Annotated in this window: 18 protein-coding genes; 13 read left to right on the top strand and 5 right to left on the bottom strand. The window is 46.1% G+C overall.

All coding sequences use genetic code 11. From position 1 onward, the window contains the following. Nucleotides 1-128 precede the first annotated feature (128 nt). The 3 genes from trxB to ABU165_RS12255 all read left to right on the top strand — a co-directional run bounded on the left by trxB (nucleotide 129) and on the right by ABU165_RS12255 (nucleotide 2,202). Nucleotides 129-1,088 (top strand): thioredoxin-disulfide reductase, encoded by a 960-nt coding sequence (gene trxB, locus ABU165_RS12265; protein ID WP_009795081.1) that lies wholly within the window; start codon nucleotides 129-131, stop codon nucleotides 1,086-1,088. Nucleotides 1,089-1,217: 129 nt separating this feature from the next. Beyond that, nucleotides 1,218-1,412: a hypothetical protein gene (locus tag ABU165_RS12260; protein WP_009795082.1), complete on the top strand. Its 195-nt coding sequence runs from the start codon at nucleotides 1,218-1,220 to the stop codon at nucleotides 1,410-1,412. Nucleotides 1,413-1,797: 385 nt separating this feature from the next. After that, nucleotides 1,798-2,202: a hypothetical protein gene (locus tag ABU165_RS12255; RefSeq protein WP_009795084.1), complete on the top strand. Its 405-nt coding sequence runs from the start codon at nucleotides 1,798-1,800 to the stop codon at nucleotides 2,200-2,202. 97 nt (nucleotides 2,203-2,299) lie between these two features. On the opposite strand, the gene ABU165_RS12250 is transcribed toward ABU165_RS12255, so the two are convergent. Further along, nucleotides 2,300-3,166 (bottom strand): TetR/AcrR family transcriptional regulator, encoded by an 867-nt coding sequence (locus tag ABU165_RS12250; RefSeq protein WP_101551047.1) that lies wholly within the window; start codon nucleotides 3,164-3,166, stop codon nucleotides 2,300-2,302. A gap of 208 nt (nucleotides 3,167-3,374) precedes the next feature. Here ABU165_RS12250 and ABU165_RS12245 point away from each other — a divergent pair, with 208 nt between their 5' ends. After that, nucleotides 3,375-6,557 carry an efflux RND transporter permease subunit gene (locus ABU165_RS12245; protein WP_101551045.1) on the top strand — a complete coding sequence of 1,061 codons (3,183 nt, stop codon included), beginning with the start codon at nucleotides 3,375-3,377 and terminating at the stop codon, nucleotides 6,555-6,557. 67 nt (nucleotides 6,558-6,624) lie between these two features. Here the strand turns inward: ABU165_RS12245 and ABU165_RS12240 are convergent, their stop codons facing one another. Together ABU165_RS12240 and ABU165_RS12235 are read right to left on the bottom strand one after the other, a co-directional pair. Beyond that, nucleotides 6,625-7,815 (bottom strand): chromate transporter, encoded by a 1,191-nt coding sequence (locus ABU165_RS12240; RefSeq protein ID WP_094768341.1) that lies wholly within the window; start codon nucleotides 7,813-7,815, stop codon nucleotides 6,625-6,627. A 23-nt stretch (nucleotides 7,816-7,838) separates the two neighbouring features. After that, a complete protein-coding gene (locus tag ABU165_RS12235; protein WP_009795088.1) occupies nucleotides 7,839-8,147 on the bottom strand; it encodes a PadR family transcriptional regulator in 309 nt (102 codons plus the stop codon). Between the two features lie 202 nt (nucleotides 8,148-8,349). Between ABU165_RS12235 and ABU165_RS12230 the strand changes: the two genes are divergently transcribed. From ABU165_RS12230 to ABU165_RS12210, 5 genes are all read left to right on the top strand, one after another. Then, nucleotides 8,350-8,667, top strand: a complete 318-nt coding sequence (locus ABU165_RS12230; RefSeq protein ID WP_306009405.1) for a YckD family protein — start codon at nucleotides 8,350-8,352, stop codon at nucleotides 8,665-8,667. A 372-nt stretch (nucleotides 8,668-9,039) separates the two neighbouring features. Continuing rightward, a complete protein-coding gene (locus tag ABU165_RS12225; RefSeq protein ID WP_009795090.1) occupies nucleotides 9,040-9,654 on the top strand; it encodes a serine/threonine protein kinase in 615 nt (204 codons plus the stop codon). Nucleotides 9,655-9,728: 74 nt separating this feature from the next. Beyond that, nucleotides 9,729-10,064 carry a hydrolase gene (locus ABU165_RS12220; RefSeq protein WP_336993360.1) on the top strand — a complete coding sequence of 112 codons (336 nt, stop codon included), beginning with the start codon at nucleotides 9,729-9,731 and terminating at the stop codon, nucleotides 10,062-10,064. Nucleotides 10,065-10,154: 90 nt separating this feature from the next. Then, nucleotides 10,155-10,484 (top strand): four-helix bundle copper-binding protein, encoded by a 330-nt coding sequence (locus ABU165_RS12215; protein WP_009795092.1) that lies wholly within the window; start codon nucleotides 10,155-10,157, stop codon nucleotides 10,482-10,484. A gap of 263 nt (nucleotides 10,485-10,747) precedes the next feature. Beyond that, the gene (locus tag ABU165_RS12210) at nucleotides 10,748-11,116 is read left to right on the top strand and encodes a rhodanese-like domain-containing protein (RefSeq protein WP_009795094.1); all 369 of its coding nucleotides are present in this window, start codon (nucleotides 10,748-10,750) and stop codon (nucleotides 11,114-11,116) included. Nucleotides 11,117-11,292: 176 nt separating this feature from the next. Here ABU165_RS12210 and ABU165_RS12205 read toward each other — a convergent pair whose 3' ends face one another. Both ABU165_RS12205 and ABU165_RS12200 read right to left on the bottom strand, forming a co-directional pair. Continuing rightward, nucleotides 11,293-12,285: a sensor histidine kinase gene (locus ABU165_RS12205; protein ID WP_022543541.1), complete on the bottom strand. Its 993-nt coding sequence runs from the start codon at nucleotides 12,283-12,285 to the stop codon at nucleotides 11,293-11,295. A 42-nt stretch (nucleotides 12,286-12,327) separates the two neighbouring features. Then, nucleotides 12,328-13,029 (bottom strand): LytR/AlgR family response regulator transcription factor, encoded by a 702-nt coding sequence (locus ABU165_RS12200; protein WP_009795097.1) that lies wholly within the window; start codon nucleotides 13,027-13,029, stop codon nucleotides 12,328-12,330. A gap of 165 nt (nucleotides 13,030-13,194) precedes the next feature. On the opposite strand from ABU165_RS12200, the gene ABU165_RS12195 reads away from it, so the two are divergent. From ABU165_RS12195 to ABU165_RS12180, 4 genes are all read left to right on the top strand, one after another. Continuing rightward, nucleotides 13,195-13,944, top strand: coding sequence for an ATP-binding cassette domain-containing protein (locus ABU165_RS12195; RefSeq protein WP_022543542.1), 750 nt, complete (start codon nucleotides 13,195-13,197; stop codon nucleotides 13,942-13,944). Then, entirely contained in the window at nucleotides 13,934-15,100 is a 1,167-nt protein-coding gene (locus ABU165_RS12190; RefSeq protein WP_009795099.1) for an ABC transporter permease, read from the top strand. The genes ABU165_RS12195 and ABU165_RS12190 overlap by 11 nt, the downstream gene beginning before the upstream one ends. Nucleotides 15,101-15,256: 156 nt before the next feature. Then, nucleotides 15,257-16,468: an MFS transporter gene (locus ABU165_RS12185; protein ID WP_306009404.1), complete on the top strand. Its 1,212-nt coding sequence runs from the start codon at nucleotides 15,257-15,259 to the stop codon at nucleotides 16,466-16,468. A 291-nt stretch (nucleotides 16,469-16,759) separates the two neighbouring features. Beyond that, nucleotides 16,760-19,090 carry an immune inhibitor A domain-containing protein gene (locus ABU165_RS12180; RefSeq protein WP_165352675.1) on the top strand — a complete coding sequence of 777 codons (2,331 nt, stop codon included), beginning with the start codon at nucleotides 16,760-16,762 and terminating at the stop codon, nucleotides 19,088-19,090. Nucleotides 19,091-19,184: the final 94 nt, after the last annotated feature.

The following is a 19,184-nucleotide window of genomic DNA, read 5'->3' as shown; positions in this document are numbered from 1 at the left end:
CTTCCCAAGTCATGAGGGAAGCTTCCTTTTTTACAGGGAAGTGTCAAGTGGCCAGTTGCAGGTGCCTGTTATAAATAAGGATGAAAAGGGTACGGAACAATAGAAACTGTTATTGGAGGTTGATCATAATGGAAAAGGTAGTAATTCTTGGAACTGGACCTGCCGGCCTGACTGCAGCAATCTATTTGGCCCGTGCCAATATGAATCCGGTAATCATTGAGGGCGATCAGCCTGGAGGACAGCTGACACTGACGACAGAGGTCGAGAACTTCCCGGGCTTCACCGATGGAATCATGGGTCCTGAGCTGATGGATAATATGAGAAAGCAGGCTGAACGCTTTGGTGCGGTCTTTAAGAGAGGATGGGTGACAGAAGCAGATTTTTCAAAAAAGCCGTTCAGGATGAAGGCAGACGGTATTGGAGAAATAGAAGCAGAATCAGTCATTCTTTCAACCGGCGCCTCTGCCAAGCTTTTAAACATTCCCGGCGAGAAAGACAATATAGGCAAGGGAGTCAGCACCTGTGCCACTTGTGATGGGTTCTTTTTCCGCGGGAAAAAGGTCCTGATCATCGGCGGCGGGGACTCTGCCATGGAAGAGGCCAACTTCCTTACTAAATTTGCTGACAATGTAACCATTGTCCACCGCAGAGATGAGCTGAGGGCTTCAAAGATTATGCAGGACAGGGCCAGGGAAAATCAGAAAATCAGCTGGAAACTGAACAGGACTCCTGTAGAGGTCCTATCAGAATCTGATAAGGTGACCGGCCTTAAAGTGCTGAATAATGAAACCGGAGAGGAAGAAGTCCTGGAAACAGACGGCATTTTTGTTGCCATCGGCCACAGGCCCAACACAGGATTCCTCGGCAGCCAGATCGACCTGGATGAGTCTGGCTATATCACTGTAAAGCCTGGCACGACAGAGACCAATATCAAAGGTGTGTTTGCCTGCGGCGATGTCCAGGATAAAAGGTACAGGCAGGCCATCACAGCTGCAGGAACCGGCTGCATGGCGGCCCTTGACGCCGAAAGATATCTGGAAGGTGACGCCATCCTTGATTGGAGCGAAACCCTCAACCAGGGCCAGTAGAAGATTTTGCCTTTAAAAATGCTGGGAAATCAGCTATAAATCAACAGGGAAAAGGCAGGATAAAAGATGGATGCGTTATTTTATGAACCTGCTATAATGAGTGAAAAATCATTATTAGGGTGGTTTTGCATGGGAAATACAAGCTGCAGATATGTCATTAATGCTTCAGGAAAAAGCGGTGAAATGTATCATACAACATGCGAAAATAAGATGGAAGTCAAAAGATGGATCGAGGAAAACCAGGAAAAGATTCTGGCAGACAGAATAAAAGTGACTGACAAGAAAAAACGTCCTTTTTCCGGGCTTCTGTTTTTTATAAAATAATCATCCAGGGGGTGCCGCGATTGCCGCGGCATTCTTTTTTTGTATAAAGTTTTGTAAACTGGTGAATATAATAGCATGGTGCCTGTAGCTCAATGCAAAGAGCAGCCGGTTTTTACTACTGTGAAAAATTGTGCATTTTGCGGGTTGAAATCCCGCCAGGTCCATTGAAGCCGCATCCCTTTGGGGGTGCGGCTTTTCTGCCGGAAGCTAATCAAATGAAAATTTAAAAATGCTATTTTCAAATTGACATTGAGAATCAATATCAATTATAATAAACTTAGTGATATTGATAATCAATATCACTTAAAGCGGGACTGACCTGCCAAACCCCCTCTGCAGTCCCGCTTTAATACATATCTTAAAATTTTTGATAGGAGGGACTGATATGAATCATCAGTTTGCGGTATTGGAAGCTTTCAGGCATGAATATCCTGTCTGCAGGGCATGCTGTGCGGCTAAGGCGCCTGGACCGCTCGATTTGAAAAAGGGCGATGTTCTGGCCATAACGTGTGAGAAAAAGTATGTTGACCTTCTGGGATGGTTCTTTTTAATCAATATTAACGGAGAGCGGCAAGTATATATGTCTATATCTGACTTAGAAGATTATTATTTAACCGGAAAGATATGCTCTTTCTTTGACCTGGCATTAAAGATGAACCATTTGAGCTATAAAGTCAATCAGTCCCTGGACTGCAGGAATAAAAAAGAGTTTGGTATGTATTCTGAACAGCTGAGGCAATGGAAGGAATTCCAGGAGTCCGTTTACGAGAAAGATAAAGAAAGGGTATAAAGGCAGGAAAATGCGTCATTGATGCATTCTCCTGCCTTTTTTTTATGAAGCCTTTTCGGGGGGTGAGTCAATGCTCTTACACATCCCTCCCAATCCATCACAAGTTTATATGGAAATGCGCTGCAATCACAGAAATATAGGAATCAAATTCCTGGATTCCCTTGAAGTTGGACAGCATGCCCTGAATGACTGGAACCCTTGGGCTGCTGCTCAATATTTCCGCTTCCAGCACTTCCATGGACACTGCCAGATCTTCTTTATGCCTTCCTGACAACGCTTCCTTTTTCATGCTTTTCACCGCCGAAGTTAAATTACCCTTGTGCCCGGCAAGCATTTTTTTTGCTGCTTCCAGCAGAGCTGCATTTTTTTCCTCAGAGATGATCGGCTCTTCCTCGAGGATGCCGCCGACAATGCTGTCCATCCTTCGCATGATATATTCAGCAACCCCATCTGCTTTAAAGTTTTCAGGATCGTGCATAAGAATTTTAAAGAACGGGTGGAACATACCTTCGATCATCATGGAGAGGTCCCAAAGATATGGAGTGATTTTTTCACCATAGATGGAAGACAGGCCATTTCTGTAAAATTGATGCACCTCTATGATCCGTGCAAATATAAGTTCCTTTAGTGCTTCATCCCTTGGCAGCGCCTGCTCCCGGGTAAGCATGATCATAAAGTCTTTATGAGTGGCAAATGTATTGAAAAGGGAACCCAGCTGGCTGATGAATTTTTCGCGGGGCTCCAGTTCCCTGTTTTCATATACAAAAATTTCTGCATGCAATTCATCGAAGCTATTGTCGAAAATAGCATGAAGGAGTTCTTCCTTTGATTTGAAATAAAGATAGAAGGCTCCCTTTGACATGCCTGTGTCATTGACGATTTCCTGGATGGAGGTTGAGCTGAAGCCCTTTTTTGCAAATAGTTTCTTAGCGGAATCAAGTATCAGTTTTTCTTTTTCCTTCAATTGATCAGAACCTCCCTGTCTGGGTCTCTTAAAGCCATTTATAGATACTGCAGCGTTCTGCTGCCAGTCACAATATCGCCACATTTTAAACCTGTGGTAAAACTTGACGCATGACCGGTCAGTCAGTTATGCTAGGCACTGTAGTGACCAGTCAGTCACATCATAATACAAAAAGTCAATTAAATCAATTATAGCAAGGAGAGGAAGTATGAAAAGCATTATCCAGTTTTCCCTGAAGAACAAATTTGCTGTCTGGCTTCTGACAATTATTATTACGGCAGCAGGCTTGTATTCCGGGCTGAACATGAAAATGGAAACCATCCCGAGCATTTCGACCCCGCTTGTTTCGGTGATGACGGTCTACCCGGGTGCCACTCCGGAACAGGTGGCAGATGAAATTTCAGAACCGATTGAAAAGAGGGTCCAAAACCTTGAAGGAGTATCAGTGGTAAGCTCTTCTTCCTTCCAGAACGCTTCATCGGTTCAGATACAATACAATTTTGACAAAGATATGGATAAAGCACAGGATGAAGTGAAGGAAGCGCTGGACAGCATTGAATTTCCAGACGGTGCCCAGGAGCCCGGTGTTTCCCGCCTCAGCCTTGATGCATTCCCAATCATGTCCCTGAGCATCTCTGATGAGAAAAAATCTCTGCCTGAGCTGACTAAAACGGCTGAAGACCAGATTGTGCCTGCGATTGAGGGGATAGAAGGAGTTTCTTCTGTCCAGATATCCGGCCAGCAGCTTCAGGAAGCACAGCTCACCTTTGACCAGGAAAAGATGGCTGAATTTGGGCTTGATGAAGAAACAGTCAAGAACATCATCAAAGGTTCTGATGTTTCTTTCCCGCTCGGATTGTATACATTTGAAAACACTGAAAAATCGGTTGTTATTGATGGAAATATCGCTACAATAGATGACTTAAAACAGCTGAAGATTCCAGCTGTTCCGCAGGGAGCCGGCCAGCAGGCCCAGGGTGCTCCGGCTGAAAGCGGCCAGCAGGCTGCAGGACAGCAGCAGGGTGCTGCCCCTGGTGCAGGTGCACAGCAGGGCGCTGGCCAGGCTGGTGCAGCTGCGGGAATTCCGACTGTTGAGCTTCAGGATATCGCCACTATTGAAGTGGTCGGCAAAGCCGAATCGATTTCAAGGACTAATGGAGAAACATCAATCGGCGTACAGATTGTTAAAGCCGCCGATGCCAATACGGTTGAAGTTGTCAATGATGTAAAGGCACAGCTTTCAGAGCTTGAAAAAGACATTGATGGCTTGAAGGTAACGCCAATCTTTGACCAGGGAGAGCCGATCGAAGAATCTGTAGAGACGATGCTGAGCAAAGCTGTATTTGGGGCAATTTTTGCGATGATCATCATTCTTCTGTTCCTGCGCAATTTCAGGACGACGATCATATCGGTCATTTCAATCCCATTATCGCTGCTTATTGCGATACTTCTGCTGAAGCAGATGGATATCACGCTGAACATTATGACATTGGGTGCCATGACTGTGGCCATCGGCCGTGTAATCGATGATTCAATTGTCGTCATCGAAAATATTTTCCGCCGCATGAGCCTTAAAGGTGAAGAACTGTCAGGACGGGAACTGATTGTTTCGGCAACAAAGGAAATGTTTATGCCGATCCTGTCTTCGACCATTGTCACCATTGCGGTATTCCTCCCGCTTGGACTGGTTAAAGGCACGGTTGGGGAACTGTTCCTTCCGTTTGCTCTTACCGTGGTATTTGCCCTGCTTGCATCGCTGCTTGTAGCGATTACGATTGTGCCGATGATGGCCCATACGTTCTTTAAGAACGGATTGCCGGCCAAGCATCAGCATCAGGATGAAGAAAAGCCCGGCAAGCTTGCTTCAGGCTACCGGAAGGTCCTTAACTGGGCATTGAACCACAAAATCATCACCTCGGGGATTGCCGTACTGATGCTGGTCGGAAGCTTGTTCCTTGTACCAGTAATCGGCGTCTCTTTCCTGCCTGCCGATGAGCAGAAAATGGTGATTGCCACATACAAACCAGAGCCGGGCCAGACACTTGAAGAGGTAGAGGAAATTGCCGGCCGCGCAGAAGAGATGCTTCTCGACAGAGACGGAGTGAAAAACCTGCAGTTCTCTGTGGGCGGAGAAAATCCGATGAACCCCGGCCAGTCCAATTCCGCTATGTTCTTTGTAGAATATGAGGATAGCAAAGAGAATTTTGATAAAGAAAAAGAAGATGTGATTGAAGAGCTGAAAGGTTTGGCTGATAAAGGGGAATGGGGAAGCCAGGACTTCTCCGGAATGGGTTCAAGCAGTTCGCTTTCCATGCAGGTATACGGAGAGAGCATGGATGATATTGAGCCGGTCATCTCCGAACTTGAAGGCATCTTTAAAGACAATGATTCTTTGACAAATGTTAAAACAAGCATCTCAGATACGTATGACGAATACACGCTCGTAGCTGACCAGGAGAAATTGAGCAGCCTGGGGCTGTCTGCAGCACAGATCGGAATGGGCCTTTCCAACACAGGCCAGCGCCAGGTGCTGACGACGGTTGATTATGATAACGAAGAAGTCAACGTATATGTTGAAATGGAAGCAGAATCTTACCAGGATATCGATGACCTTACAGACCAGACGGTTCAGTCTCCACTGGGAATTGAGGTTCCGATTAAAGATGTGGTCGAAATTCAGGAAGGTACGACTTCCGATACGATTACAAGGCAGGACGGCCGGATTTACGCGAATGTCAGCGGAGAGATTACATCGAAGGATGTTGCAAAAGTTTCTGCAGATGTGAATGCGGAAGCTGATAAGCTTGAGCTGCCTTCTAATGTTGAAATTTCAATGGGCGGTGTAACGGAGGATATCAATGAATCCTTTACACAGCTTGGGCTTGCGATGCTTGCTGCCATCGCGATTGTATATCTCGTTCTGGTCATTACTTTTGGCGGAGGGCTTGCTCCATTTGCCATCCTGTTCTCACTGCCGTTCACGATCATCGGTGCTCTTGTCGGGCTATTGATTGCAGGGGAGACCTTGAGCGTATCTGCCATGATCGGGGCATTGATGCTGATCGGGATTGTCGTGACCAATGCAATCGTTCTGATTGACCGCGTCATCCATAAGGAACAGGAAGGCCTGCCGACACGGGAAGCGCTTCTGGAAGCAGCCGGTACAAGGCTTCGTCCAATCCTGATGACAGCCATCGCAACCATCGGTGCATTGGCGCCGCTGGCTGTAGGACTTGAAGGAAGCGGCCTGATTTCCAAAGGACTGGGAGTAACCGTAATAGGCGGACTCACAAGCTCCACGCTTCTCACATTGCTGATTGTGCCTATTGTGTATGAGAGCTTAATGAAGCTGAAGAGAAGAGGAAAAAAGAAAACAGCAGCTGCTGAATAAGCAGACTGAAGAGGCAGCGGGAATCCCCCGCTGCCTCTTTTTTTTCTGTTCAACTGAAGTATTCCATCTAGAGAAGCCCTAATAAAGCACCGCCGGCTGCCCCGGTTAGTACGACGATCCATGGAGGCAGCTTCCAGTAGGCAAGCATGGCAAAAAGGATGCTTGCGAATGCGAAGTCTGCCGGCGCCAGGATGGAGCTTGTCCAGATTGGATTGTAAAAGGCAGCAATCAGAATGCCTACCACTGCTGCATTGACCCCCATCAAGACACTGGCAGCCTTTGGGTTGCTGCGCAGTCTGGCCCAGAATGGCAGCGCGCCGGCAATCAATAAAAAGGCGGGGAGGAATATAGCGGCAGTCGCCAGGAGACCCCCCTGCCAGCCGCTGATTACGGCTCCGATATAGGAAGCAAAGGTGAAGAGCGGGCCCGGCACCGCCTGGGCAGCGCCATATCCGGCAAGAAAGGCTTCTTCTGTCAGCCAGCCGCCCGGCACAAACTCCCGTTCAAGGAGGGGAAGTACAACATGACCGCCGCCAAATACGAGTGAACCGGAGCGGTAAAAGCTGTCAAACATCGCAATCCAGTTTAAGGAAGTGGCTTCCCGAAGAACCGGAAGGATGATGAGCAGGCCGAAAAATAATGCCAGTGCCGCTGCGCCTGTCTTTTTTGAAATCGGAAATGGCATTGGTGCCTTTTTTTCCTGTGAGTGGTTTCTATAAAGGACAAAACCGGCAATTCCCGCGGCTAAGATAATCGAAATCTGCGAAATGGCAGTTTGCCACAAAAGGGCTGCTGTCAGGGCAAGAAGGACGATGGCCTTCCTTTTCAGATCAGGTGCAAGCTTTGACGCCATTCCCATGATGGCATGCGCCACCACAGCAGTGGCTACAATTTTCAAACCATGGATCCACCCGGAATTGGCTGCGTCCAGGCCATCCATGAGAAGTGCAAAAAGAATCAGCGCTACAACGGAAGGGAGGGTAAAGCCTAAGAAGGCAAGAAAACCGCCAATCAGGCCACCTCTGGCAAAGCCGATTCCCATGCCTACCTGGCTGCTTGCAGGGCCGGGCAGGAACTGGCAAAGAGCTACAAGATCAGCATAGCTTTGCTCATCCATCCACTTCCGCCGTCTTACATACTCTTCATGAAAATAGCCCAAGTGGGCAATAGGACCGCCAAATGATGTCAGGCCAAGCTTGGCCGAAACTAGCAGTATCTCAATAAAAGTATGAATGGTATATTTACTTTCTGTATTCATCTTTTCGTCTCTCCTTCCGTTAATCAATCTTTGATTTCTTTAAAAAGCTCATAAGCCTTTTTCCTGGCTTCTTCCAAAACCGTCTGCCCTTTTGGAGTAGCCGTATAGTACTTCCGGATTTTACCATCCACATTCCGGTTTTCCTTCATAAGCAGGCCATCTGATTCCATCCCGTGAAGAATGGGATACAATGTGCCAGAGCTTATCGAGTAGCCATGCTCTTTCAGCTCTTCCAGCATCCATGCTCCATAGATCGGTTCTTCCAATGCATGGTGGAGGATGTGGATCTGGATAAAGCCCAAGAATAATTTGCGCAGAATTTTATCTTCCACTTCCCAGCCCCCTATCGTTATATCGAAGTTCAATATCGGATTCCGATAACGGTAGTATAACAATATCTGAATGGAATTTAAGTACCTTTACATAATCTTTACAAAAAGATAAGGGAATGAAAGATTCACTCTAATTTTTTCCATTCATGGATTTGTTTATTAGAGGTAAAAATATATCCAAACATAAAAAGGAGTGAAGAACATGTTAAAAAAGCTTAGCATCATGCTACTCTGCGCACTTTTTCTTGGGCAGGCTGCTGGAATGGTACAGGCAGAAGGTACGGACAGCGGACAGCGCAAACAGCTGACAGAGGAGCAGGTAAAGGAAATTGAGGCTCTTCAGGCAGATGTCCTGGAGGCGAGGAAAAAGGTCATCATGAAATATGCAGACTTTGGGGCAATCACTGCTGACCAGGCACAGGAAATGGTGAAGCATCTGGAAAAAAGGCACGAAAAAATGAAAGAAGAAGGCTTCATGCCCCACTGGCTGAATCGTAAGCACTGCCCGCATTGCCATTAATAGATGGCTTGTGGAGGCTGTTTGACTTAAACAGCCTTCTTTTGTAAAATAAGTCTATATAAATTGATTTCCTTTTTTAAAAGGGGAGTAGCAGATAAGCACAGTCGTCAATACGGGCAATAGCCCCGGCTATGCTGGCAATCTTTAATTGTTTGCGAGACCTTTACCACGTTTGTTTGGTATGGGTCTCTTTTGATTATTGAGGCATTATGACCAGGCAAAAGGTCATGATGCCTTTTTTGTCGTTTGAAGGATGCTGTCTGGTTATTAGTATCAGCTAGACTATTGAGAGAAGTTCGGGAATACATCTTTACTAGGAGGGGGCAGGCTCTGCCATTTTGCAGAGTCTGTAAAACAGGAGGAGGAACTTCTATGCCGCAGAAAAAGTATAAAAGGCTCGCTGAAAGCGTCCTTATTGCCGAAAATCCAATCAGATATATACAAAAAGACGAAGCCCTCCTTCATGCTGGAACGGGCAGAAGTGCAGCTGTTTTCAAGATTGCCGGGACAGAAAAGGCACTCAAGGTATTTGCCCCTGCTTTCAGCCACATTGCCCTGGAAGAGGCTGAGATTTATGGGCAGCTCGAAGGAGGCGTATTTTATCCGCGCCTGCATGAAAAAGGGGATAACTATATTGTCATTGACTATATTGAAGGTCAAACCTTTTTTGAATGCCTTACAAACGGAACCAAAATCACACCGGACGATATTGCAAGAGTGGATGCAGCGCTGGAGCTTGCCCGTGCTAAAGGGCTGAATCCTTCTGACATCCACCTCAGGAATTTATTTAAAACGTCAGCTGGGGAAATCATGCTGATTGATGTGGCAAGATTCAGGCAGGCCAGCTTCTGCAGGCAATGGGAAGACCTGAAATATTTTTTCTGCAAGTTCTATTTCAAGCCATTGTTTCCAAAAAGGTTCCCCGAACCTGTATTAAATGGGGCAGCTTATGTGTATAAAAGGTTATTGAAGCGGCGCAGCTGCTGACGGGAATGGGCAACTCTGGTTTAGCCATAGCTTACTGTGTGGTAAAGGCATAAAAAAAGCCAGGAGTTGAGATGATGGAAGAGAAGAAAGATTATTATATTGATATCGAGAATGGCCAAATCCATCCGGGAAAAGCAGAAGGAGAGGACTGGCAATTCAGGGTCTTTGCAGATGATGAGGAAATCCACCAGCTGGCAAAATATTTAAATATCAACTATGATGCGGATTTAAAAACATTCGTACGCTCACATATTCCTTTCCTTGAATATCATAAAGATCCTCAGAATGATGAATATGATGCCACGATTGAACAGGCATATGCACTGATCTACCAGCTTGGAGATGAAGAAGCAAGGGCGCATGTAAAGAGCATGGGCATCTTATCCGAGGAAGAACTGGACAGACGCTGATAACATCCAGGCAGCCGGAATTTGGCTGCCTGTTTGTTTTATTTCTTTTTAAAGTGGTAACAGAGTAGAAAAGAGAATGGAGGGATTCAATTGGAAAACTCAGTTTATGAAGAATGTATACAGGCCTGTCTTGAATGTATGGATGCATGCAATATGTGCTTTGATGCCTGTCTGAAGGAAGAGGATGTAAAGATGATGGCCCGCTGCATCAGGCTTGACAGGGAGTGTGCCGATTTTTGCGCGTTTGCGGCTAAGGCAATGCAATCTGACAGCCCATTTGCAAAACAGATCTGCGCTGTCTGCGCTGATATTTGCGAGGCATGCGGAGAAGAGTGCAAAAAGCACGATCATGAGCATTGCCAGAGATGCGCAGATGCCTGCTTAAAATGTGCTGAAATCTGCCGCAGCATGGCAGCGTAAAAGGAATGTGCAAACTGTTTTCCGGCCTCCGGGCAAAATGCCGGCTGAGCCTGGAACAGGCATTTGAAGTGTAAAAAAACAGATCTTAAGATCATCTGAAAAAGCCGGGCTGAACCGGCTTTTTTCATGAAGAAAAAAGTACAGGCAGCTGCAGACATTTGAGTTGATTTTATACCTGAAGGCGTATATGATCGAAGTGCCGATACACCAATCTAATGTGAAACTAAGGGGAATATCACCAACTTCAGTGAGGTACAAAAAAGATGATATATATGCTGATCGTTTTCTTGTTTTTGCTAGCGGTTCCTTTCTATAATCGTTATATTCCAGTCCTCAAGGTGCCGTGCCGCAGGGTGGATGAAATCCCCGGGGACCATGTGATCCTTGATATCAGGGATTACAATGAGGGCTATGAAGAACGGATTCCGGGTGCTGTAAATCTTCCTGTCCCTTATATTGTCCGAAATCTTGACGATATCCCTGCAAGAAAGATCCATCTTATCTGCGCCTCCCCGCTGGAGCGGAATATGGGAGTCCGTCTGCTTCAAAAAAATGGCTTTCAAGTGGCCGGATTCACTTTGTCCAATAAAAAATGTGGCGGGAAGGCGCTGGCCTGCTGCCATAAATATTAAAGAATCCCCCCACTGTGAGAATGGGGGGATATCTTTATGTTTAGGGTATTTTTAAAATATAAGTCTTCGTCTTGAGGCCCAAAAAGGATGTGGTGTATGCAGACGCTGGCACAGGACACCGCGTACTTAGTCTGCATGCCTAAAGGGTGATCAAGAAGCTTGCGTTTTAGTTCAGGCTAGGAGATGTGCGGAATCTTTATTTTAACTTCAAAAGATTGTCCTTTATGGGTATAATCCAGGAAGCCATTGTAGGAAAGGACAATATCTTTAATGATTTTTGTGCCAAGCCCTTCATGGTCCCCCTCCTTAGTAGACATGCCGAATCTTTCAAACAAGGAGTCTATGATGGACTGTGGGACAGGCAGCGTACTATTGGAGCAGGTCAAAATCATAAGTCCGCTTCTTTTGTAAAACTGGAGCCTTGCGTATGCATCATCAAAGCCGGAAGCTTTATAGTCAGCTGCAGCCTCAATGCTGTTGGACAGGATATTGCCCGCTAATGCCGCAATATCCTCATCTTTCATGGGGAGAGAAGACAGGGGAAGCTCCAGGTCGTAATGGATGCTTATGCCTTCTGCCGAGGCCTTTTTCTGCATATGATGCAGCACACCGGCAACAGGGCCGTTTTCCCCTTTGATGGCCAGATTCACTTCTTCATATCCGGACAAGAGCCCCCCGAAATACGCTTTTGCTTCGCTGAATTGCCCTTTATCCAGCATATATTGGACAGCCGAGACATGCTTCAGGAAATCATGCCGCTGCTTGCGAACAGCGAGATAGGTATCATTGAGCTGCCGCACCTCCATCTCCTTTTCTTTGAGGCGTGCACCTGATGATAAAATGATCTTCCCGCTGTACCATCTGGCTGTTTCTGCCAGCACTGCTGCTCCTGCTGCAGCTGCAATAGCAGCCTTTGAGCCGGACAGGACTGCAGCCAGAAGGACTAGCAGCTGAAAAACCAAAAATAACGCTCCAAGGGCTGGGTGGAAGCTGGAGGAGTTCAGTTTTACCGAAAAGAAAAGGATGGCAGAAAAAATCATGAATGCCAATGCACCTGTCATCAACGGCTTCCACTGCGGTGCCAGGAGTATAAAGCAGCCGGCTCCGGCAGCGGATAATAGCACCGAATACAGGAGGGCAGGCGCTGAGCTGTTTATCTGAGAGCGCAAAATCCATCTTCCCCTTTTCAACTAAAATAAAGGCATAGCCTGTTAAAAATAGTGATCCTGCAAAAAATCTATCTTCTCTTTTGTAATCATTGCCTTCTCTGTTGTCCCATCAAAAAAAACAACATAGGAGTTTTTGGCGTACAAAGAAAAGTTCTTTACATAATGGATATTGATAATGAATGAACGGTGCGAGCGGATAAAATCTCTTTCACGGAGCTCGCCTTCAAGCTCATTCAGCGTTTGGTATGTTTTAATTTGTTCCTGCTTTGTATGTATGGTGGTTGATCGGCCGGAACGCTCAATAAAGATAATATCTTTTTTCTGGATGATATGAATATCGCTTTTTTGCCTGAGAAACAGCCGGCCGGAAATTTCCGGTGTCCGGTTTTTTTCAATATATCGGAGGACGGCTTTTTCAAGCCTGTCTTTTGTGAATGGCTTCATAATATAATCATGGACATTCAGTTCAAAGGCATGGACCGCGTAGCCGCTCGTGCCAGTCACGAAAATGACGGCAATATTGAGGGCATACGTATGGATAATATCGGCCAGTTCGTATCCTGAAAGGCCAGGCATTTCAATATCGGCAATCAGGAGGTCAATTTCTTCCCTTTTGACCCTTTCATAAGCCTCTTCTGCAGAGGTGGTTGAAAACACAATTTCTGTCCCTTCCATCTTGGATATAACTCCGTACAGCTTGTCTAAATCAATCGGCCGGTCATCCACCAATCCCACTCTTATCATAGTTTCGCCTCTCGTCAATTAAATTACGTATCTATTTTACCATCTATTGGACAGAAAACATCCTTTTCACGACATGAAATGGCATTTTCGCGACAGAATCGAAGCGGTGATGCGATCAGACAGGTAAGATTAAGCTACAAAGAGAGCAGGAAAGGAGCAAAAAAGATGATCGAGATAAAGGAAGTAACGAAAAGATTCAAAGATAAAAAGGTGCATGTAACTGCATTGAAGCATATATCATTTTCAGTCAGGGAAGGCCAGGTGGTTGGCCTCCTCGGAGAAAATGGGGCAGGGAAAACAACACTACTGAGGACGATTGCCACACTGTACACGCCGACAGAGGGTGCCGTTTCAGTCGGCGGCTTTGATACCGTTAAACAGCCAGATGAGGTAAAGAAGCGTATGGGCGTTCTGTTTGGCGGGGAAACCGGATTATATGACCGCCTTACGGCCAGGGAAAATCTTGAGTATTTTGCATCTCTTTACGGCCTTGGACGCCATGAAACAAAGGTCAGAATCGATGAGCTTGCAGTGATGTTCGGCATGAAAGACTATCTGAACAGGAAGGTAGGGGGATTCTCCAAAGGGATGAGGCAAAAGGTTGCCATTGCGAGGACCCTTATCCATGACCCGGAAATCATTTTGTTTGATGAACCGACAACCGGCCTTGATATCACTTCTTCAAATGTATTCAGGCAGCTTGTCAGCTCACTTAAAAGGCAGGGGAAAACAATCATCTTTTCCAGCCACATTATGGAGGAAGTGAAGATGCTCTGCGACTCAGTAGTCATGATTCATAAAGGTGAAATGGTCTATAAGGGCGGACTCGAGGATCTATACCGTGAAGAGGGAAGCTCAGATCTGAATTATATTTTTGAATCAAAATTGGTGAGGGGGAACGATTATGCTTCGTAATATTTATATAAAAGAAATGAAGGATATCTTGAGGGACCGGAGGACATTACTTTTGAGCGTCCTGCTCCCGATCCTTCTGCTGACGGGCCTTACCTTATTTTATGAGAAAATGATGTCTGATGATGGTTCAGAAACCTATACCCTAGCCATCAGCGATACTGCAGGCGAAGAAGTTAAGGAGCTTGTGTCAGGCATTCCTAACCTTGAGGTGAGTGAGTATGCCAACCCCGGGAAGGCTGTAAAAGATGGGAAGGCTCATGCAGCCATTGAATTCAGCGGCCAATTCTTTGAAAATCCGGAAGGCGGGGAGCCGGGTACCGCAGTCATTAAAGGTGACTCTCTCAGCCAGAACTCTGCTTATGTGATGTCACAGCTGGAAGGGGCTTTGAATGCGTACAGCGATACACTGGTTTCGGAAAGGCTGACAGCTGCAGGGTTGGATCCACAAGTTACTCAACCGATCGTTGTTCAGGTAACTGAAATCAATAATGAAGATGAAAATGCTGCTTCTGTCGGAATACTTGCGGGCTTCCTGCCAATGGTCATTACGATTGCAATCGCATCCGGTGCATATCCTGCTGCTTCAGATTTATTTGCAGGAGAGAAAGACAGAAAGACAATGGAGGCATTGCTGATGACACCGGTCAGCAGGATCAAGCTTCTGTTTGCCAAATGGCTCGCAATCTCCACAATCGGCATGATTGCAGGCATTGTATCAGTAGCCGCAATTGTACTGGAAACCATTTTCCTGACCGAAAAACTCAAGGCTGCCCTGGAGTTTGGGGACAATACGTTCACGATTATCGCTGTGACAATTGTGATCACCCTGCTGTTCGCCTTGTTCATGGGTGCCCTGCAAATGGTCGTCAGCATCATTGCGAAGACGGTAAAGGAAGCGCAGAATTATATTTCACCGATCATGATGCTTGCAATTGTGCCGACTCTATTCCTGAGCGGCGTAGGCATCAATGAATTGACTATGAAACATTTTCTGATCCCGTTTGTGAACATCCATGCGCTGATCAATGAACTGCTCCACGGGAGTGTCAATATGGAGAATATCCTTCTGACGCTTGCAAGTACGGCTATCTCCATTGTCCTTGTATTCATCATCTCCCGCTCATTATTCCTTAAAGATAAATGGGTGCTGAACTGATATAGTTACAGAAAGGGCGCTGCAGCTGCAGCGCCTTTTGTTTGTTTTTCAGGCATTGTGGAAAATAATATGAAAATCTGTTTCCAATATCAGATTATTTCGGTATGATAATATTTAGTATAGCGAAATATTCAAAAGACGAAAGAAGTGGAGTGGATGAATCAGGAACAGGCAGCAAAGAGAAATTTAATGATTATGTGGTTTGCCAACTTTTTTGTGGCAGCCAGCATGACAATGGTTTTGCCATTTATCTCTTTATATATAGAAACCTTCGGGGACTTTTCAGAGGAATATGTCCAGCAATGGTCAGGATGGACATTTGCAATCACTTTTGTGACTGCTTTTCTCTTTTCGCCGATTTGGGGAAGGATCGGGGATAAATACGGGCGAAAAAAAATCCTGCTTATCTCCGGCTTTGGCATGGCTGTCTCTATCTTTATGATGGGATATGTCACCAGTGTATGGCAGCTTTTCATGCTTCGATTGTTTATGGGGATGTTTACAGGCTTTATTTCCCTTTCCCAGGCGTTCATTTCTACCCAGACGCCGCAGCAGATTGCAGGAAGGGTCCTCGGCACCCTGCAGACAGGAAGCATTACCGGATCGCTGCTAGGCCCGATGCTCGGTGGGGTCCTTGCTGACTCGCTCGGATACGCGACAACCTTTCAGTGGACCTCGATTTCCATTTTTATCTCAGCAGTTCTCGTTATTTTTACGAAGGAATTCAAGGTTGACCTCAAAAAGGGTTCGAAAACGAGCTATTCCAGCAAAGAGGTCATCAAGCATATAGCGGCAAATCCGGTCCTTTTGACTGTACTCTTTATCAGCATGCTCATTCAGATTGCGCACTTCAGCATCCAGCCGATACTATCATTGTATGTGAATGAGCTTCACGGCCATGAGAACATTGCTTTCTTCTCGGGAATTGCCTTCTCAGCCGCTGGTCTTGGAAACCTGCTCATGGCAAGAAAATGGGGGAAGATCGGTGATCAGTCCGGGTATCTGAAAGTGCTGGTATTTCTGCTGTTCATGGCGGCTATCGTTTATCTGCCAGGAGCCTTTGTAACGAATATCTGGCAGCTCGTGGTCATCCGGTTCCTCCTGGGCATTGCCATTGGCGGAATCATCCCTGTCAGGATTGCCTATATACGCCAGGAAGCACCTGTCAGCATGCAGGGGGAGGTGCTGGGATATAATACAAGCCTCCGCTTTCTCGGGAATATTATCGGGCCGGTTCTTGGCGGCTTCCTTTCCGGATATTTCGGGTTTTCGTCTGTCTTTTATGTCACAAGCTTTTTATTGCTGATAAGCGGCGTGCTTCTCATAGCAGCGATGAACCGGAACCCTGAATTAGCGAACAACCATTAGACTCTCCTTTCAGGGGAGTTTTATTTTGGTTTTAGAATAATATTAGAATAATTTACCAATCAACGAAACTTATTAATCATCCAATTATTTCTTATATTTTTAGGGGAAACTAGGTATTTTAAATTATATGAATATATAAATAATAGTGCGAATGATTCATTGTTCGAGCCTCGAAATAAAAGTATACTCGTTATTAGACAATTTCGACTTCTAGATTTGTCAGAATAATTAGAGGGGGCTATCACATTGAAAAGAAGAAAGAAAGCTGCTTCTGCTGTATTGGCTGCAGCCATGGGGCTGAGCGTATTTTCAGCCGGTGCCTTTGCACCAGTCCAAAAAGCTCAGGCTTATAATGCTGTATCCAGCCCATATGCAGGAGCGCAGGCAGATTTAGGCATCGCCAATGATGAAAGATTAATAGAGCTTTTGAAAAAGCAGGGAAAGATTTCGAACAATGCTACCCATTCAGAAGCTGATAAGGCACTAAAAAAATTCCTGAAGGCCAAAGCAGAGAATGCAGCTAAGGTCCCTGCCGGCAAAGTAGGAAAAGAGCTGGATGTTTCTGAACAGCAGGAAAAAGGCAAATCAGGAAACGGTTTGAAAAACGGCAAGGGCAACAAGCTTGGACAAGCTAAAAAAGCGCATGTTGATCCTGTACAAAAGGAAAATTATGAAGGGGATACAAGAGAAGATAAAGTTCTTGTCCTTGCCATCGAGTTCTCGGATTATAAGCACAGCTCGATTACCAAAGAAGAATCAGACATGTTCTATGAAGATTATCCTTTAGAACATTTCCAGGATATGATCTTCGGAGAGGAAGGCTATGAAGGGCCTTCAGGCCAGAACCTCGTATCCATGAAGCAGTACTATGAACAGCAGTCCGGCGGAAGCTATACCGTGGATGGAAAGGTTGCCGGCTGGTATACAGCCGATCACCCTGCTAAATATTACGGCGAGAATGTGCCGGCACCGGACGGTAATGATAAAGCCGCCAGAAGCCTTGTAATGGAGGCATTGAATAAAGCGGCTCAGGATCCGAATGTGAACCTGACTGAGTATGATCAGTGGGACCGTGACGATTATGATGGGGACGGCGTTTATAACGAACCGGACGGCCTTATCGACCATCTTATGGTCATCCATGCAGGTGTTGGAGAAGAAGCAGGCGGAGGATCGCTTGGCGGGGATGCCATCTGGTCTCACCGTTCAAAACTTGGATCAGGCCCGGTAGCGGTTAAAGGAGCTAAATCCGACAGCGACCGCTGGGGCGGCGTATTGGGAGCCTGGGACTACACGATTGAACCTGAGGACGGGGCAGCGGGTGTGTTTGCTCACGAATATGGACATGACCTCGGCTTGCCTGATGAGTATGACACACAATATACAGGGCAGGGAGAGCCAGTAGCCTACTGGTCAATCATGTCGAGCGGAAGCTGGGCAGGAGATGTTCCTGGAACAGAGCCTACAGGATTCAGTGCCTACGCAAAACTGATGCTTCAGAATTGGCATGGGGGCAACTGGCTGTCTGGTGCGACCATTTCCTCGGAGGATGTAAATTCTAAAGGTGTGGAAGTTCTTCTTGATGAGGCTGTAACGAAAGGAAATAATAATGATGCGGTCAGAATCGATCTTCCGCAGAAAGAAAATATCGTCAATACACCAGCGAGCGGTTCATATGAGTATTTCAGCGGCAGCGGCGACGAGCTGAATAACTCAATGACAGCTTCAATCGATCTTACCGGCGCTTCGGAGGCTGAGCTTTCCTTCAAGGCCTGGTATGACATTGAAGAAGATTGGGACTACGCTTCTGTCCAGGTCCGTGAGCAGGGGACTGAGGAATGGGTATCCATTCAGGGCAATCTTACAACAGATACAGACCCGAATAACCAAAATCCGGGCTTTGGGATTACAGGGAATTCAAATGGCTGGAAGGATGGCAGCTTTGACCTGTCTGCATTTGCAGGAAAGAAAATTGAGGTTAAATTCCATTACTACACAGATGTTGCTGCCACAATGCCAGGTTTCTATGCAGACGATATCCTTATAACAGCCGATGGAAAGGAAGTCCTGAAGGATGATGCAGAAGGAGAATCTGCATTTTCGCTGGAAGGATTCACTAAAGACCAAGGGAAATTTTATTCAGACCATTACTATCTTCTCGAATGGAGATCTCATAATGGAGTGGATGCAGGACTTGCCCATGTGCGCCGCGGCGACAGCCTGATCAGCTATGATAAAGGCCTTGTCGTATGGTATGTCGATGATTCATTCACAGATAACTGGACTGGCATTCATCCAGGCGAGGGGTATCTCGGCGTTGTGGATGCAGATCAGCATGCATTGAAGTGGAACGACGGTTCAGTTGCCAACAACCGCATTCAGATGCATGATGCAGCATTCAGCCTGAACAAATCAAGTAAAATGCTGATAGAGTATTTAAACCAGGGGCTAAGCCTGAAGGACAACCAGACAAAACAAACGCCGTTATTCGACGACAGCGCTGACTACAGCAATCCAGGGCTCGTAGATGTGGGGCGGAAGGTGCCTCAGGAAGGGCTGAAGTTCCGTGTTACAGGAGAAAGTGCTGACGGAACAGTCGGAAAGGTCCTGATCTTTAAATAATCATTTTTGAATCCAGCCTGAAGCCAGGCTGGATTTTTTTGTTATTAAGGAACTTATGAAATTTGTACAGCTAACACGCGGAATAGTGAATTCC

Source organism: Cytobacillus sp. T106 (genome assembly GCF_040492155.1).
GTDB classification, from domain to species: domain Bacteria; phylum Bacillota; class Bacilli; order Bacillales; family Cytobacillaceae; genus Bacillus_AB; species Bacillus_AB infantis.
This window is presented reverse-complemented; position numbering and strand designations above follow the sequence as displayed.